16 protein-coding genes are annotated in these 16,890 nt (G+C 46.9%); 3 read left to right on the top strand and 13 right to left on the bottom strand.

The features are described 5' to 3' along the window. Positions 1–172 precede the first annotated feature (172 nt). The 8 genes from NSQ20_RS05375 to NSQ20_RS05340 all read right to left on the bottom strand — a co-directional run bounded on the left by NSQ20_RS05375 (position 173) and on the right by NSQ20_RS05340 (position 10,086). Positions 173–1,828 (bottom strand): extracellular solute-binding protein, encoded by a 1,656-nt coding sequence (locus NSQ20_RS05375; RefSeq protein ID WP_340032031.1) that lies wholly within the window; start codon positions 1,826–1,828, stop codon positions 173–175. A gap of 60 nt (positions 1,829–1,888) precedes the next feature. Continuing rightward, entirely contained in the window at positions 1,889–2,758 is an 870-nt protein-coding gene (locus tag NSQ20_RS05370; RefSeq protein ID WP_036606256.1) for a carbohydrate ABC transporter permease, read from the bottom strand. Between the two features lie 14 nt (positions 2,759–2,772). After that, positions 2,773–3,690, bottom strand: a complete 918-nt coding sequence (locus tag NSQ20_RS05365) for an ABC transporter permease subunit (protein ID WP_047844113.1) — start codon at positions 3,688–3,690, stop codon at positions 2,773–2,775. A 271-nt stretch (positions 3,691–3,961) separates the two neighbouring features. Next, the gene (locus NSQ20_RS05360; RefSeq protein WP_340032030.1) at positions 3,962–5,026 is read right to left on the bottom strand and encodes a response regulator; all 1,065 of its coding nucleotides are present in this window, start codon (positions 5,024–5,026) and stop codon (positions 3,962–3,964) included. Continuing rightward, positions 5,023–6,798, bottom strand: a complete 1,776-nt coding sequence (locus NSQ20_RS05355) for a histidine kinase (RefSeq protein ID WP_340032029.1) — start codon at positions 6,796–6,798, stop codon at positions 5,023–5,025. The genes NSQ20_RS05360 and NSQ20_RS05355 overlap by 4 nt, the downstream gene beginning before the upstream one ends. Positions 6,799–7,025: 227 nt before the next feature. Then, entirely contained in the window at positions 7,026–7,916 is an 891-nt protein-coding gene (locus NSQ20_RS05350) for a hypothetical protein (RefSeq protein WP_340032028.1), read from the bottom strand. Positions 7,917–8,182: 266 nt separating this feature from the next. Beyond that, complete coding sequence (locus NSQ20_RS05345; RefSeq protein WP_076319386.1) at positions 8,183–8,914, bottom strand: nuclease-related domain-containing protein; 732 nt, start codon at positions 8,912–8,914, stop codon at positions 8,183–8,185. A 278-nt stretch (positions 8,915–9,192) separates the two neighbouring features. Continuing rightward, complete coding sequence (locus NSQ20_RS05340) at positions 9,193–10,086, bottom strand: NAD(P)-dependent oxidoreductase (protein WP_340032027.1); 894 nt, start codon at positions 10,084–10,086, stop codon at positions 9,193–9,195. A 196-nt stretch (positions 10,087–10,282) separates the two neighbouring features. Here NSQ20_RS05340 and NSQ20_RS05335 point away from each other — a divergent pair, with 196 nt between their 5' ends. The 3 genes from NSQ20_RS05335 to NSQ20_RS05325 are packed head-to-tail and all read left to right on the top strand — an operon-like array spanning position 10,283 to position 14,038. Continuing rightward, on the top strand, positions 10,283–11,404 hold the full coding sequence (locus NSQ20_RS05335) for an endospore germination permease (RefSeq protein ID WP_051446976.1): 1,122 nt from the start codon (positions 10,283–10,285) through the stop codon (positions 11,402–11,404). Continuing rightward, the gene (locus NSQ20_RS05330) at positions 11,376–12,878 is read left to right on the top strand and encodes a spore germination protein (RefSeq protein ID WP_340032026.1); all 1,503 of its coding nucleotides are present in this window, start codon (positions 11,376–11,378) and stop codon (positions 12,876–12,878) included. Before NSQ20_RS05335 ends, NSQ20_RS05330 begins: the two co-directional genes overlap by 29 nt. Further along, positions 12,875–14,038, top strand: coding sequence for a Ger(x)C family spore germination protein (locus tag NSQ20_RS05325; protein WP_340032025.1), 1,164 nt, complete (start codon positions 12,875–12,877; stop codon positions 14,036–14,038). The genes NSQ20_RS05330 and NSQ20_RS05325 overlap by 4 nt, the downstream gene beginning before the upstream one ends. Positions 14,039–14,122: 84 nt before the next feature. Here the strand turns inward: NSQ20_RS05325 and NSQ20_RS05320 are convergent, their stop codons facing one another. Genes NSQ20_RS05320 through NSQ20_RS05300 form a run of 5 tightly spaced genes read right to left on the bottom strand, consistent with a single transcriptional unit; the run spans position 14,123 to position 16,795 of the window. After that, a complete protein-coding gene (locus NSQ20_RS05320; protein WP_340032024.1) occupies positions 14,123–14,431 on the bottom strand; it encodes a hypothetical protein in 309 nt (102 codons plus the stop codon). Continuing rightward, positions 14,362–14,625 (bottom strand): hypothetical protein, encoded by a 264-nt coding sequence (locus NSQ20_RS05315; protein ID WP_340032023.1) that lies wholly within the window; start codon positions 14,623–14,625, stop codon positions 14,362–14,364. Before NSQ20_RS05315 ends, NSQ20_RS05320 begins: the two co-directional genes overlap by 70 nt. Further along, positions 14,622–14,993 (bottom strand): hypothetical protein, encoded by a 372-nt coding sequence (locus NSQ20_RS05310; protein WP_100526554.1) that lies wholly within the window; start codon positions 14,991–14,993, stop codon positions 14,622–14,624. The genes NSQ20_RS05315 and NSQ20_RS05310 overlap by 4 nt, the downstream gene beginning before the upstream one ends. 30 nt (positions 14,994–15,023) lie before the next feature. Beyond that, positions 15,024–15,317 carry a hypothetical protein gene (locus NSQ20_RS05305; protein ID WP_100526553.1) on the bottom strand — a complete coding sequence of 98 codons (294 nt, stop codon included), beginning with the start codon at positions 15,315–15,317 and terminating at the stop codon, positions 15,024–15,026. A gap of 35 nt (positions 15,318–15,352) precedes the next feature. Further along, entirely contained in the window at positions 15,353–16,795 is a 1,443-nt protein-coding gene (locus tag NSQ20_RS05300) for a hypothetical protein (protein WP_340032022.1), read from the bottom strand. Between the last annotated feature and the right edge of the window lie 95 nt (positions 16,796–16,890).

Raw genomic sequence — 16,890 nt, 5'->3', positions numbered from 1 at the left:
GTTCTGGATATAGTTTCAAGCGAGATGCGAGAACTTTCTATTCACTTCATTTTTCAGTCAAATTTCCCCTATTTGAAGTCCAAACATAAAAAGGCTCTGATCAGGGGATCAGAGCGCTTATTTCTACCAATACCAAAATTATAAACCGTATGAATGATTTGAATCCATGAATTTATTCCGATTTTTCAAAATCAGCCTGTTGTTGTTCATAGATTTCATAGAAGTCGTCCCAGACTAGTACATTATCCTTTTCCTTGCCCCACCAGTCTTTGTACCATGCTTCAATCTCCGGGCCCCCGCCTTGCTCCCACTTCTGCTGTGCTTCCGTTGCAGCCTGTTCGACTGTATATTTGCTTCCACCAATGATGGAGCGGGTAAAGATATCGTTGATCGCTGTTGTCACATTGGTCAACTTCACCTGAAGCTCCTTGGGTAGCTGCGGCATATGTTCCGAATGGGTAACACCCTCTCCTACAGGAAGATCCGTCATGTATACCTCACGCGCTTCCTTGAATAGTCGAAGTCCTTCCTTCTGCGACGGAATCTCTTCGCTGAACAGCATTTCTGTGTACCCGCATTTGCCTTCCTCCAGACGGCTGTACAACATGGCGTAATCGCCTGCCCAGCTGATCTCCTGCTTGTATTTCTCCTGATCCGAGATACGCGGACAGCCTTGATCGTTCAACGTATAATGCGTGTTTTCAAATCCATTTTTGAAGGTTCGGCCTGACTCTATTTTGGTCAGAAAATCGATATATTGCATAACTGCTTCCGGATTTTTGGCTCGTGCATTCACAGCTGCAGTCATCTGAACCGGGTTATTCCACACCATCGTGTGCTGTCCTACGGACGTGGTTGGCAGAGCGATGACCTTTAATTTGGCCTCAGGAACATTCTGCATAAGTGTATCCAGTTCCTTCGCTGCAAACCCGGTATAATCCGAAGTCATGGCCGCGTACATACCGATTTTGCCATTCAAGAAATCCTGCTTCGCCTTAGCCCCGTCCTTGTCGGTCAATAAGTCCTTATCGACCACACCTGCTTCATATAATGCACGTTTGAATGCTGTGGCTTCTTTCATGTTGTTGGGACCAACCACCATCTCCCCGTCCTCCACATTCACCCAGTTGGCGTTGTACATATAGCGGAACAGACCCGCTGTATCGCCGAACTGGAATCCACCGATGCCGTATGTATCCTTAGCTCCGTTTCCATCGGGATCATTCTCCGTGAAGGCCTTGGCTACCGCCAGCATCTCTTCCTCATTAGTCGGTACCTCCAGATTCAACTTTTCCAGCCAGTCTTCCCGAATGAAAAAGCTCGTTAGTGGAAACACCTCGTTCATACGTCCCACTTCATAGAGCTTACCATCGCTTTTGATGCCGGCCTTCTTGAGCTGGGGATATTTCTCCATCAAGGCTTTGTATTCCACACTCGAGTTCTCGATCAACTCATTTAGCGGCATCAGCTGTTTCTGATTAAACAGTGTGTTACGGATCGGCGTACCGAATTCAAAAATGATATCCGGTGCACTGCCAGAAGCGAATAATACGTTAAGTTTGGACTGGGACTCCCATCGAGGAACTGCTGTATATTTTACATTTGCCGGGCCATTCTCGTTAATCCACTTGGACCACATATTATCTTCGATCGTACCCATGCCGCTTGGGACCGCGCCCCGATCATAGATCGTTGACGTAATGTTCCCCCTGTTGCCTTCGCCTTCCGCCTGTTCGCTACCGTTACCTCCTGTACATCCCGCCAGCAAACCACCGATCAAGCCCAGAACGAGACCCGACTTCATCCATGCCTTCATCGTTAACGCCATAGATAAGACCCTCTTTCTCTCCTGTATTATGAACCCATGCGGGTTAACCCACAGCCTGCTTTAACCTTTTATTGATCCAAGCATGACCCCTTTAACGAAGTACTTCTGCAAGAACGGATACACTGCCAAAATGGGTATGACCATCACAATGACAGCTGCTGCCCGGATGCCTTCCGGGGTCAGATTAGATATCATCGTTGGATCGGTAAAATCCTGTACATTCAGATTGGACATAATCATATTTTGGACAAGCACGGTCATGTTGTATTTGGACGTATCATTGATATAAATCATCACACTCATGAACGAATTCCAGTAACCCACGCCGTAAAAGAGAGCAATAGTCGCCAGCAAAGGTTTGGATAATGGCAACACGATTCGGAACAAAAGCCCCAGTTCACCACAACCATCGATGCGCGCAGCCTCATCCACTTCCCCCGGCAGATTTTCAAAATAAGATCGCATAATCAGCATGTTGTACGTGCTCACCAGACCCGGTAGCCAAAGCGCGCCGTAACTGTTCACAAGACCGAGATTTTGCACGACCAAATAAGTCGGGATGAGTCCACCGTTGAAAATCATCGTGAACACCATCGCCATCGTAAAGAAGCGCCGGTGATAAAAATGTCTGCGTGACAGCGGATATGCCGCCATAATTGTCACCGCCATGCTGAGCCCTGTACCGATCAATGTGATCTCCACACTGTTCCAGAATGCATTCAGAATCGGCGTCCCCGTAATTAGGCTGTGATAGGAGAACCAGGTGAAATCGACGGGCCATAACCCCACTTGACCTGAAACTACCGCTCTCGCATCACTAAATGACAAGGCAACAATGTTCAGTAAGGGCAGGATACAGCTGACGGCAACCAATGACAACAATACATAATTGATTAGATAAAAGACTTTTTCTCCTTTGGTTTTTCTCATGCTGTTCTCCCTCCCTACCACAAACCTTCGTTAAATCGCCGCGCGATATAATTGGCACTGAAAATGAGGATAAATGCAACCAGTGATTCGAACAATCCCATCGCCGTTGTCAGGCTGAACTGTGCTCCCTGAAGACCGGTGCGGTAGATATAGGTACTGATTACATCCGCTATCTCATTGACATTGGAATTCTGAAGCATATACACCTGGTCGAATCCGACCTCCATCACCCGCCCCATCGACAGAATCAGCAGGAGAATAATGGTGGAGCGTATACCCGGAAGGGTGACATGCCAGATCTGGCGCATTTTGCTGGCCCCATCCATCTGTGCAGCCTCGTATTGACTCGGATCAATGGTCGTTAGTGCCGCGAGAAAAATGATGGCATTAAAGCCCATGTCCTTCCATATCCCTGAGCCAACAAACACCGCTACCCACGAACCCTTGTTGTACATGAACGGATAAGGTGCTCCCGTCCAGGCCTCGACCCAGCGGTTGACGATCCCATTTTCCAAAGAGAACACCGTCATGATCATCATCGCAATGATGACCCAGGAAAAGAAGTGTGGCATATAGACCACCGTCTGCACCGTTCGCTTAAAGGCCATGTTTCGCACTTCATTCAGCATAATGGCCAGAATGATCGGAATGGGAAACCCGATAATGATGCTTAACAGACTGAGGAACAAGGTGTTGCGAATAATCTCCACCGTGCGCGGATCACTGAACAGCGTCTGAAAATGCTGAAAGCCCACCCATGGACTGTTCCACAGCCCATCATAGAAGTTGTAATCCTTAAAGGCCATGACCAGTCCTCCGATGGGTGCATAACGAAAGGTAAGGTAGAACATAATCACCGGAACAAACATCAAGATTAACGGTATATTCATCTTGAATCGTCGAAGCCGCTGCTGCCGAATCCGATGCTTCATTTCACTGTCCGGCGGTTGTAATCCAGACGGCGGACCTGCGGTCAGTTCCCCCTTCACATCCATCACTCCTCTCTGCTGTTGATGTACTATAGTTGTATTTTAGATAAAAATGTAAGCGTAAACATTTGTTATTTAACGATCCTTTTATAATTTTCTACGCAAAATAACCCCACATGGTGGGGTTGACCTTGGAAACGAACAGATATTAAGAGAAGGCTTCTCTTTAATTTGAGACCCTGCAGCAGTTCGAGGGGGATTGCTACCGGGCACTTCACTTGGCTACTTGCTTGCGATATTCGCGGGGAGATACCCCCGTCATCTGTTTGAATACGGTTGTAAAATAACTGGAGTTATCGAACCCGGTCAGTTCCGCTATATCTGCCATGCTCTGCCGAGTGCTGTGCAGCAGCAGCTTCGCCTTATCAATTCGGCGCTTGCTGACATATTGGCTGAAGCCTTGTCCTGTTTCTTTTTTGAACAAATGGCTCAAGTAGTTGGGTGTCACATGAACATGGGCAGCCACGGCCTGCAACGTGCATGTGCTGGAATAGTTCATTTCAATATACTGTATAACACGTGTAACGACATGATCCTGCTGTTCCTGAGTTAGCCGCATCAGCATATCCACCCACTCTTCGCTCTTGCATCTGGCCCAAGCGATGACTTCGGGTATGGTATGAATCCAGAGTAGTGGATCTGGGGCAGTGGAGTCCATACCACCGGATTCCTGAGGCTGAAGCTGTTGTACTAGTAAGTCCGTCATGACCTTCATAAGCATATGAATCTCCGCTTTGCCTTGTGACAAGCTCATCCCGGACGCTTCTTCTAGCAACATCTCGATCCGATTCATTATCGATCCGAATTGATGGTGGAGCAACAACAAAGTCAGTTCCTCTCGCAGTCTCTCGGTACGGTCCACCTGGCTGTATTGTTCCCTGATCCGAATGTCGGACTGTTTTCGGCGATATCGTTCATGTGCCTTTTGTAACACCTGACATGCTTCATCGAGCGAGAACGGCTTTAACAAAAATTCAATTGCTCCATATCGGATGGCACGCTGTGCATATTCGAACTCACGATAACCTGTCAAAATGATAATCATAATGTCCAGTCCACTCTCGTGTATACGTTCGGCCAAATCTAGACCATCCATCACAGGCATGTTGATGTCCGTAATGATCAGATCAGGTGTGCAGCTGTGTACAGCCTGTATCGCTTCTTCTCCATCGGCAGCTTCCCCAACGACCTCCCAACCGAGGGGGTTATTGCGAACCAGATGAATCAGACCCTGACGAAATAATGCTTCATCATCCACTACAAGCATACGTCCATTCAACAGAACCTACTCCTCTCAGTCACCTGAATTTCCCGGCATAAGTCCTCACCGATCTGATAAGGCAAACGAAGACGTACTAGCGTACCCTCTCCCACAGTCGACTCGATCTGTACACCGTAGGGTTCACCGTGAATCAACTCAATTCTTCGAAGTACACTCCGCATGCCAATGTGCTGACGTTCCTCATCTGCATGTGCCACTGGCGTCATAATGCGTTCAATGACCGATGCGTGCATACCGCAGCCGTTATCTGAAATTTCAATGATGAGCAGATCCGGCTCTCCTTCATGCCCGTTTTGCCGCGAGCCACGAATCTCCAGATGGCGGTTGTTCCTTTTGTCCGAGAAGGCATGAACAAAAACATTCTCCACGATGGGCTGAAGCAACAGCCGGATCACCTGACAGCGAAACAATTCAGCAGGAACGGCAATTTCAATCGACAAGGCTTCCTGATACCGGGCCTGCTGAATCTGCAGGTAGTGATCTATTTGCTTCATCTCATCCTGCACGGTCGTCAGTTGCTGCACAGGTTCCAGCGTATACTGCAACATCTCGGACAAGGCAGTGACCAGGCGAGCCGATTTCTCATCACCAAGCATATAGAACTTCCAGAAAAACATGCTCAGCGTGTTATACAGAAAATGGGGATTCAGCTGGGCCTGAATAGCTTTGAGTTCAGCTTCTTTTTCACTGAGTTCGCGCTCGTACACTTCATGTATAAGCGTATCAATCCGGGAAGCCATTGCATTGAATCGTTCACCGATGAAACCGAGCTCATCCCGTGTCTCGATCCGTACCCGTGTATCGAACTGTCCATCACGCACTCTTTTCATCGCGTTGACTAGACTCGCAAGTGGACGCAACAGTCTGCCGCTAATTACGGTAATGATGAACCAGGAGCATAATATGCTGGCTACCGCAGAGAACACAGCAACTTTTACAATGATCTTTCCCTTGTTCTGAATCTGAGCGAGTGAGACCTTGCTGACCAGGGTGAAGCCCGCTTTGTCTGACGTTTGCTTCGTATACAATTGGGTTGTTCCTTGCTCGTCCCTGATCTCCGTCGCCCCTAGGCTTAGCTCGGTCAGTGGTGGTGGATCCGCATCCTGATTATGAAAGGCATATAGAAGCTCACCATCTGCGTCAAACAAGTAGACAGCAACTTCCTCGTTCAGTCGCAGATCTTTGAGATACGATTCGAACAACGAGGTGTTAAACAGAATTAACATGACGCCATAGGTCTCCAGATCAACAGACCGCATTAATCGTCCCGCCAGAATCCAATTGGATTGTTCCTCCTGCAAGAAGGCATCCGGCCCCAAACGATTCCAACCATATTCGCCGCCCGTTCCTTCCAGTCTATGAACCATCTCTGCCAGATAGGAAGGATCCATCTGTTGAAATGAGCCAGCAAAGGCGCCGAGATTAAATATGTTATCCTTCAGGTCATATATGCGGAGCCCCATGATCTCCGGTGCATCCAGCCTTACCTGATACAACTGATCATCCAGTTCATCTTCTAGCTTCATCTGATCATAGGACGAGATGCCAGAGGTCTGTGCTTTGATGGCATTTTTTACGGAGGGATTCAGTGTGATATAATCGGTGACTTTATACATGTCGTGTACCCTGGAATCCAGACGTGCAAGAATCTGTTCTGCGGTAAGACTATACTGGCGACTGACCTCTTCATTGAACAGGTCGATATGGATGCGATAGGTGATCAACCCTGTGATTCCGGAGATTAAGACCGTTGCGGTAGATAAAAACAAGATTAGCTTCGTTTTAAATTTAAAGCGTTTACAAAAGTTCATCCACCACATCTTTCACACACCTCACCTATATTCCGTACATGTCTTACTCCTAAAAACATATCATACACCTATTGGAAAAAACCAGAAAAACCCTGACCCCGCTTCAAGCGGTGGTCAGAGTTTGTAGGCATGTGATCCAGACATGTTACCGGGATGATCCAGATTAACTCTGGATCACGGCATTTTTATTCCCCGTAAATCTCTTTGATCCGTTCTTCCTCATTCGTAGACAACAGAACATTAAGCAACCCCATGGCATTATTGGCATCGGTTCTCGTCGTCTTGTACATCTCGGCAAACGCCGCTTCATCCTGCTCCGGGTCCATCGCAGCAAGCTTGCCCCATGACGTGCGTGCTTTGTCGTATAGCGTACTCAACGTAATGTCACGCGGATGCTGTGCAACAGGTGCCATGGATTCAAATTTCGCTGTGACCCTGAAGAAATCCATCGAATCCTGGAATGATGTACTGCTATAATCCTTATTTTTCATCGCATCCTCAGTAATTAGCAGACCTTCACGGGCGATAAACAGTGTTTTCACCATGGCACGCTCCAGATTGGTTGCTTCTTCCCAAGTTATATAAGATTCATCAGGTGCTTGTACGGTTGTGAAAAATGGAAAGGCATCATCAATTAACCGCTGCGAATCCGAATGAATTGGAACCTCTGCATTCATGTCCACAACGGCATCACTATAGTTGGCCACATTAATATTTTTGGAACCTTCCTCACTAACTCGACGCATCGGATGATCCGTAAGCGGGATACGGATATAACCAAGTTTATCGGCATACTGCTGCTTCAACTCTTCCAGTGTGGAGTCCTTTCCAATCTTGCCGTCGTCAGTTGAAGAAGATTCTTCTGTAGTTGAACCTGTCTCCTCACTCCCCTTCGAACCGGTTGCTGCGGTTTCTGTTACAGCAGCATTCGAGCTGCTTGTTTCTGATGAAGCAACTTCTGTACCGGAAGCAGACTCCGGCAATGACGTCTCTTTAGCTCCGCCACCACAAGCTGTCAGAATCGTTGCCAAACTGAACATGACTGTGAACGTCTTTATCGTATAATTCCATTTCATCGTATAATCTTCCCCTATCGTATGTATATTCCTGAGAACCATTAACCTCTGGCTCCAAGACTTGAACACTTACTTACAAAAATATCCTTTCATATAACATGCTTGATTCACACAATTGGACATGGTCTACATTCTATCATAAGTTAAAAACCGGTTGTATACGACGATATACCTGTGTCTAAAGCCTTTTACTAGGCGCGCATTAACTACCACCGCAACGCAAAAACACTGCCGCCCGTATGGACAACAGTGTTTGTGAAGCGTAATTATTTGATCCCTTTAGCCTTCTCCATATGCTCTGACCGAATCTGAGGATCCGTGGAATTAACCGATGATAACAGAGCGTAGATCGCCTGAATATCTTTCTCTTGAAATACGGTTTCGGGAACCTCACTCTCAAGTCGTTCCGTCTTCCGCTGAATCGTTTCCACCAATTCATGATCGTAGATGATCAGTTCATCCGAGTTCACATACCTCACAGCAGGATCAACACTGATGCGGCAACGGTTGGTGAAAGTCACCATGGAGACAAGGCGTACTCTTTTGTAGTCTCCGAGGTGTGCATGGATGGCTTCCACATGTGCACGATGCTGCATGAGTGGATTGTACATTTTGACCCGGCTGCTGCTGACCGACCAATTGGCCTCTCTTCTTCCGCCGCGAATCTCACCTGTCGTCAGATTTCGAGTTTCGATTACAAAGATTGCCCGAGGGCCGATCACGACATGATCAATCTGCGAATAACCGGAGCGTGACTTCGGATTGGTAACGAGCAGGTCGTTCAGCACTTTATATTGACTTGGAAGACCTATCAGCTGATCTGCTGTACTAGGTTCCTCCGGCTGGCGTATCCAATCCCCTTCCGCCTTTTTCTTGCGCTTACTACGGACCATACGCGGGGGAATGGTTGTCGTTGATGGTAACGCTGAAGCGGAGGCTGTAATCTGGTTCGCAAGCTCTGGTTGTGTCTTGAACAGAGACAGGATTTTCTTGAACATGGGCAAGCTCCGTTCTATTATAGTGTGGGTTACGGGTGACCATTACAGGAGGAATAACATCCTTTGACACATTCATTATGTAAACTTCTATTACTTATGTCGGATAAAGCGGGGTAAAAATAAAGGGAAAACGATCAAAATCTCTCCAATATGCAAAGTACATATGAACATTTAACCAATTCCGTGACTTTAGACGCATAAATAAACCGCAAAATTGAAAAAAAACAGCGCAACCCTTTCCTGAATAGAAAAAGAATACGCTGCTGTTCTCTTGGTTGTTAAGCCTGAAGATAATAGGTGTAGAGCACCTGAGTACCCTTCTCTTCCAGACCATTATTCGCTATTTCCTGATACAGAGATTCGGCCAAAGCCAACCCAGGCGTTTTCATGCCCATCGCTTTTGCAGACTCCAGTGCAATTCCCATGTCTTTGATAAAATGTTTCACATAGAATCCAGGCTCATAATCGCCTGCGATCATGCGCGGACCGAGATTGCTGAGTGACCAGCTTCCGGCTGCACCGGTAGCAATACTCTTCAGCACGGTCTCCGCGTCCAGACCAGACGTCTTGGCATAGGCAAGTGCTTCGCATACACCCATCATGCCAGAGGCAATGGCAATCTGGTTGCACATTTTGGTATGCTGCCCAGCTCCCGCCTTGCCTTGCAGCACAATGTTGGTGCCCATCTGCTCAAACAGCGGACGCACGGCTTCAAAGGCCTCCGAACTACCACCAACCATAATGGACAGCTTCGCGTTCTGCGCTCCGATATCACCGCCCGACACAGGTGCGTCCAGTGCATGCAGTCCTTTGGCTTCCGCAGCTTCAAAGATTCGTGCAGCCAGTAACGGACTTGAGGTCGTCATATCAATCAGATATGAACCCGGTTTGGCAGTGGCTACGAGACCATCCTCACCGAGATAGATCTCCTCTACATCTTTCGGATACCCCACCATTGTGATGATGACATCACACGCGGCAGCCAGTTTGCCTGGTGTGTCATGCCATACGGCACCTTCTTTCACCAACGCTTCCGCTTTGGCAGCAGTTCGTGTGTACACATGCAGTGGATATCCCGCTTGCTGGATGTGCCCAGCCATGCTTTTACCCATCACGCCTGTACCAATAAAGCCAACTTTTGTCTCTCCAGGTGTCTTCGTCGTATTTGTCATCGCCGGTTTCCTCCCTATTTCTCTATACTTCGCTCAGTGCTTGTCTTCGGACATTGCTATATCTGTATGTTAAAGCTTTCTGTCTGGCTCGTCCATCTCGTTTGCCGCTTTCTGTGAAAAAATCTGAAAAAGGAATCAACTTCCTGTATGCTGTACAACCTAACGGAAACTTCCTTCATTGGAAAGGAGGATTCGCATGAGTCGTGAAAAAGGTCAAATTACCATCTGGTTATCCTTTTCCATCATTTTATTAAGTGCCGGACTGGTCTGCCATGTCTTGTCCATTCCAGCAATTCTCGAAGCTGGCGGCAGAGACGGATGGTTGTCTGTCGTGGCGGCAGGACCTTTTTTCATGTTGTTTCTATGTATGATGTATATCATCATTCGACGAGTACGTGGACAACGATTAACAGATTGGATTACGCGAGAATTCGGGGCGGTCCCTTCCTGGATCTTCCGGATCTCCGCTTCCATTCTGCTATTCACGCTTGGCACGCATACGCTGTATGAGACAACCAACTGGACCGTATCCACGTATCTTCAATTCACACCTCCCTATGTTCTGGCAGGTGGCGGAGCATTGGTTGCCGCGTGGGCAGCGGCTAAAGGCATACGCTCCATTGCGATGACTTCCAGTCTGCTGCTGCCCTTTGTCATTTTGCTTGGTTATTTTGTAATGTCCGCCAATATGAAATATAAAGACTACAGTCTATTGTTCCCGATTATGGAGAACGGTATGGGTCCCGTGTGGCGGGGCATGATCTACTCTCTTGCCGGACTTATGGAGATCTGGATTCTTATGTTGTTCCAACATGAAGTCAAAGGCAAAATTCGTTGGTGGCATGTTCTGATCCTCGGCGTGTTTATGCTCAGTATGGCGATCGGACCAACCATCGGAGCCATCGTGGAGTTTGGTCCCGAAGAAGCAGCCAAACAACGAAACAGTCCCTATGAGCAATGGAAACTTGTGAATATCGGCAAGCTGCTGCAACACGTTGATTTTCTATCCATCTATCAGTGGCTTAGTGGTTCCTTTGCAAGGGTGGCCATATCCATGTATCTCATCGTGGATCTGCTGAATTTCCGCAGACCGAAGAAACGATATATCGCGATTCTCACCATTACCGTCATCATGAGCTTCATGGCGATGCAATGGTGGCGCATTGATTACGTGGATTATTATGTGGACCATATTCAGTTCCCGGTCATGCTCGCTTATGTCTCAATCGTTACCGTGATATTAACCATTGCTGCATTAATCCATAAAAAGGACAAGGAGGCTCCCGATCATGCCGATCTCAACCCAGCCCAAGAATAATCCTGACGTTGAACCGTTCCGAATGAACGAGCATAACCTGAATACCTTTTTTGCCGGATCTGATGATGTTATCATCAATAGTCATATGATCGGAGAACCTCCGATGCAACTCCTTATGACCTATTGCAGCGGTATGGTAGATAGTGAAGCGATCTACGATATTATTCTCCCGGAACTCAAACGAACATATGAAAATACACACTTTATCCGTACATCCGATATTGAAAAGTGCATCAGCCTAGATTGGACCCGAATGGATCTGCAAGATCCGGCATTTGGAACTGAACTGATGTCTCTCCGTGTTTTTGAAGGCCATATGTTGATCTGTATTCCTTCCCTGCAAACCATGTGGAGTATTGATATATCTAACATCCCTACTCGGACACCGGAGGAATCGACCACCGAAGTTTCGATCCGCGGGGCAAGAGATGGGTTCATTGAACCACTTGCCGTTAATGTTGCCTTGATACGCACCCGTCTGCGTACGAACCAACTGGCCTGCAATATCGAACTGATCGGTTCACGTTCTGCAACCAAGGTGGCATTGATGTATATCAAAAATATCGCCAATCCGGAGCTGATCGAAGACGTCCAGGATCGGTTGCGTAAGATTGAGACCGAACGCATCTTGACCGCCAATGAACTGGAAGAATTGCTGTCGCCTTCGAAGATTACTTTGTTTCCCGTCACCCATTATACGGGCAGGCCTGACTTTGCTGCAGAATGTCTCCTGAATGGACGTTTTATCCTCATTGTCGACGGCAATCCCAGCGCCATCATTGGGCCAGTCAATCTGTTTCTTTTGCTCAAATCCCCGGAGGATGCCAGCTTTCCCTTCTTGGCTGTAAACGTAGGACGGATGCTGCGCTTTCTTGGCCTGATGATCACCGTGTTCCTGCCCGGCTTTTATATTGCGCTGACATCCTTTCATATGGATCAGATCCCCTTTCCTCTAGTCGCAACGATCTCAGTTGGACGCATGGGACTTCCGATGGAATCGGGAATGGAGATGTTTCTCATTATGCTGCTGATGGAGCTGTTCCGTGAGGCAGGGGTACGTTTGCCAAGTGCCATCGGCCAGACACTAACTGTCGTTGGAGGTCTGATTATCGGAGATTCCGCCATTCGAGCCGGTATGGTCTCTCCCCTCATGATTGTCATCATCGCAGTTACTGTCGTAGCTGGAGCAACCATTGTGAATCAGGTCATGACCAGTTCTGTGCTGATCCTGCGGTTCCTTTGTTTTGTCCTGGGGGCATCCCTCGGCATCTATGGGTTCATCCTGTCGTTGATTATGTTCCTTATCTACCTGACCGATCTCAAATCATTTGGCATTCCGTATCTCACGCCGTTAACACCGCTTCATTTCAAACAAGCGATAGCTTCATTATTCAAACTGCCAAAGGGGTTAGGTAAACGAAGACCCGTCTATCTCGAGACCCAGGAGCCCCGCAAGAAAGGGAACGAACGATGAAACACTTGTTACAGCGATGTTTGCTGGGTTTGTTAAGCCTATCGATGTGCGTGATGACAAGTGGGTGCTGGAGTGCCTTTGAGATTCAACAGGTGGACTACGCCAAAGCCTTTGGGATTGATTATAAGGACGGCATGTATCACCTGTATGTACAAACGCTGGATTTTGCCAGTGTCGCCAAAAGTGAAAGTTCAACCAAAAGTGCAGATACACCGCCTGTATGGGTCGGACATGCCGAAGGGAAAACCATGAGTCTGGCGCTGAACGAACTGTTCCGTACGGCTCAATTACACATGGCTTGGGGGCATGTGACAGCCATTGTTATGGCCGAAGGTGTGCTGACCAGCAAACATATCAAAGAAGTGTTCGACATGCTGGGACGATTTCCAGAATCCCGTTATACAACTTGGGTGTATGGAACACGAGAGCCTCTGGAGAAACTCCTGAGTGCAACGTCCATCTATAATATGTCGCCACTGGACAGCATTCTTCACAATCCACTCCCCACGTACATGGAAGAATCGTTGTACCCACCTGTGCTTAGCTTTAAGCTCATTGCAACACATAATGATCCCGCTACCACGACGTATCTGCCGAGTCTTGCATTGAACGATACCCAGTGGGCTGAGAATGAGAAGAAACATGATTTGTTTCTGGTGGAAGGGGCCTTTTTCGAAAAGACTGGCTATGACTTTGAATACTTTCCACGCAGTCAGCTTCCCGGTTATCACTGGCTAATCAAGGACATGCGGCGTGCTCCCTTGCTTGTGCAAAAGGATGGAACGATCTACGGGGCGCTCAGTGTAGGATTACCAAAGATCAAAATTAAACCTGTCATTCAGGGTGAAGACGTTACGTTCAACATTGATGCCCACTACCTCACCGCCCTGTACGAATACCTGGTGCCCACCTCGTATGAAGAGATGATCCAGATTAGTGAAGTGAAGTTACGGGAGCAGATCATGCAGACCTATCGTCACGGCCTTGAGCGTGGTGTGGATATTTACGGTCTTCAGGAGAAGCTGTATCGCAAAAATCCGAAACTCTGGCGTAAGTTATCAAACAATGGCAGCAAGATGATGCTTACGGAAGACTCGATTAAGGATCTGAAAATCCACCTCACGATCCCGTATACAGGAAAATATAAAAGGAAAGTGTAGCCAGAACGCAAAACACCCTTTGTCCGGTATGCAGCCGGATAAGGGGTGTTTGTGTAGATGGATGTCGTTCGTTTGCAATTCGAATCATGCGGATCTATGACTGCGAAGTTTCCATTCCATCAGCCAGCCTGTCAGCATTGAGAGAGACAGGCCGAACAGCAGGATCGGCACGTTGTAAAATAGTGTGTTCGTGTATTGGTTCAGCCAACCAAAACGGTATACTGCCGAATTCGGATCATTCGTAAATCCATTGAGTTGCATACGTAAGTCATCGATGATACGTAACTCCAGAAAGACTGACAACACACACAGTAGGAGAGCAATCAAGGGTACACAGACATGCACCTTTCCTCCCCAGCGCTGACGCTGATCATATAACCACCATTTGGACAAAGTTGCGTCCAGATACATAGAATCAGGAAGGTCAGAAGAGATGGGAATAACACCAGAAGTCCCAGGTTACCGTTACCAGACACACCTCTACCGGGTTCATGCTGGAAGGTTAATCCACGTACAGCGCCGATCATAAGTATGTTCCAGATGAGGAAGATGAAGTATGGCTTGTTGATTCTTTTGATGCGACTCATATCTGCTTCCCCCTAATATAATCCATTACCCGCAACCGAGTAGTCAGGATTAAGGTCTGGGGAATGAGCACAAAGACAATATACATAAGTACAATTAGCCATAGATGTGCGGCAAAATGTTCTGCACCGAACGATGGTTTCGGACGTTCAATCCAATACCACCAACACGGGATGGCAATAAACCATGTCAATCCTGTCGAGAGGAACAAGTCTTTCACATCGCTCCATAGAAAGCAGAAAACCGCGACGAACAAAATAGGACCTGTCCAAGAATCCAATATCGGGCCCCAGCTCTGGAATACAAAGATAATGGCAGGATATAGAAGATTGATGGTCCAGCGCCATATCAAATTGTTATAGATATACATAATTCCCCCCAGTTCGGAAAATAAGGACGATTAATAAGGGTACTGAGCTTTGCGTCGATCTTCGCGGTCGGCCTCTTCCATCTTCCTTATATATTGTTTTAATTGTTCTTTGTGTGCTTCTAACTCTGCTAATTTGGATGTAGTTCCTTCAAGAAATGTCGACATTTTTGCAGACAACTGTACTGCAGACTCCCCCTTCCAATCGTGCAGTCTTCCATATATGTTTCGCATCTGCTGTTCCTGTTGAATCAAGCGTTGCTGCAACTGTTCACACTGCTGGATCGCTCTTCTCAAATCTGACAGAGAGACAGATATTCTCCCCATATGTACACCTCCTGTAGTTCATTGCAACTAAACTATTATCGATCTGCCAGAACAAAATCCTGTCTTTTTCGTTCGATATAATCTGCGATCTCTGTAATGGATTCTTGGTACCACCGATTGACCCGCTCCAACGTTGCTGTAGCATCATAGGCAATGGGTGTAAAGGACTGGCTCTCACTTGTTGATATATGCGCTTGAAACATCTGGATTGAAGAGCGCGCATCATTGGCAAAACCATGTAGACTATCCCGCATCTGTCTGGAAGCATGTCCAAGTTCCTCAGGTGTTAGCTGAATGGTGCTTCCGTGTTGGTCGCCAACATAGTACGCTGAGTTCTGTCTATTCATATCGACTGGGCTGATTCCTAGTAATGCTGCCGCAAGTTGGCCAAAACCTCCCATAGCAGAACCATGCTTCTCGACAAGCATATTCATCGCTTCCTTAAACTCTTCTCTTGCCTTCATCATCTCTGAATAATTTTCTACTCTAGGCTGACCATCCACACGTCGCCCATCTATCGTATACAATGTATTACTTATGTTCCCTTTCTCATCGAATGTAAAATGATCCATACTATGTGTTCTCTGACCCACTAGCATGGAATCCAAAAACTTAGATAGTACACTTTGTTCTCCGGATATAGACGGAACACGAATAAATTCAAACGACCACTTGTCACCAAACAATCTTTGTTCCCACCACGTCTCCCGAGGTGCCGGTAAGAACATGGGGATGGTCTCGTATCGATTAGCATCTTCAAAAGTCGAATTGATATAATAAGTAGCACCGACATGCTGCTCAGCATTCTTCATACCAGACCCCACAGAATCCCCTGGATGGACATAGGCCACATTCGTTTTCAAATAATCTCCGTTCCGAACCTTTTCTTGTAAATCATCAGGAAGTAAATGCACAATACTTGGCGGATTATAACTAGCTGACGATATTCCATTACGAATCGCCACATATTCCGCCTGAGCACCTCCCAACGAGTGTCCAGTCGTTGATATATCAGCTTCTGGGTACTCCTCCTTCACTTTATCAAAGAGGTTCATTGCCTGAACAAATTGATTATTCTGATACCTAGACTCAGCCTCAATAAAAGGCATTTGTTTATGCAGAGGTAGCGAGGCAATCTCTTCCTTATATTGCTCCATATAATTGTGAGTTTCCTCCAAATTCTTGGTTCGATTACCCACAACATCATTTAAATCAGTCTCCCAGTCTGTTAGTACACTCCATTTGGGACGATCAGGTGGTTCAGTTCCTCTATAACCAATAATAACTTGATTATTATCCTCATTGTAAAACACTGAAGCATCAAATCCCGAACCATTCGTATCGTGGAGTATTGCTCCCTTCGGTTCAACTATTGTCCAACCTGGAAGATTTTCATTTTTATATCCGGATGATGGTAATTCTCGTATGTATACCTCATCAGCAATGGTCCAATAGGTCTTATCATTTATGTATGTCATGATACCCCACCTTGTCTATTACAATAATTTGTATTAAAGTGTCTTTAGAGTTTATTTCCATAAAAGGAGAATTAACGCTTATGCAAATAAAGCCT

Source organism: Paenibacillus sp. FSL K6-1122 (assembly GCF_037977015.1).
GTDB lineage: Bacteria > Bacillota > Bacilli > Paenibacillales > Paenibacillaceae > Paenibacillus > Paenibacillus amylolyticus.
Note: the sequence above shows the minus strand (reverse complement) of the source record. Positions and strands in the feature narration are given on the sequence as shown.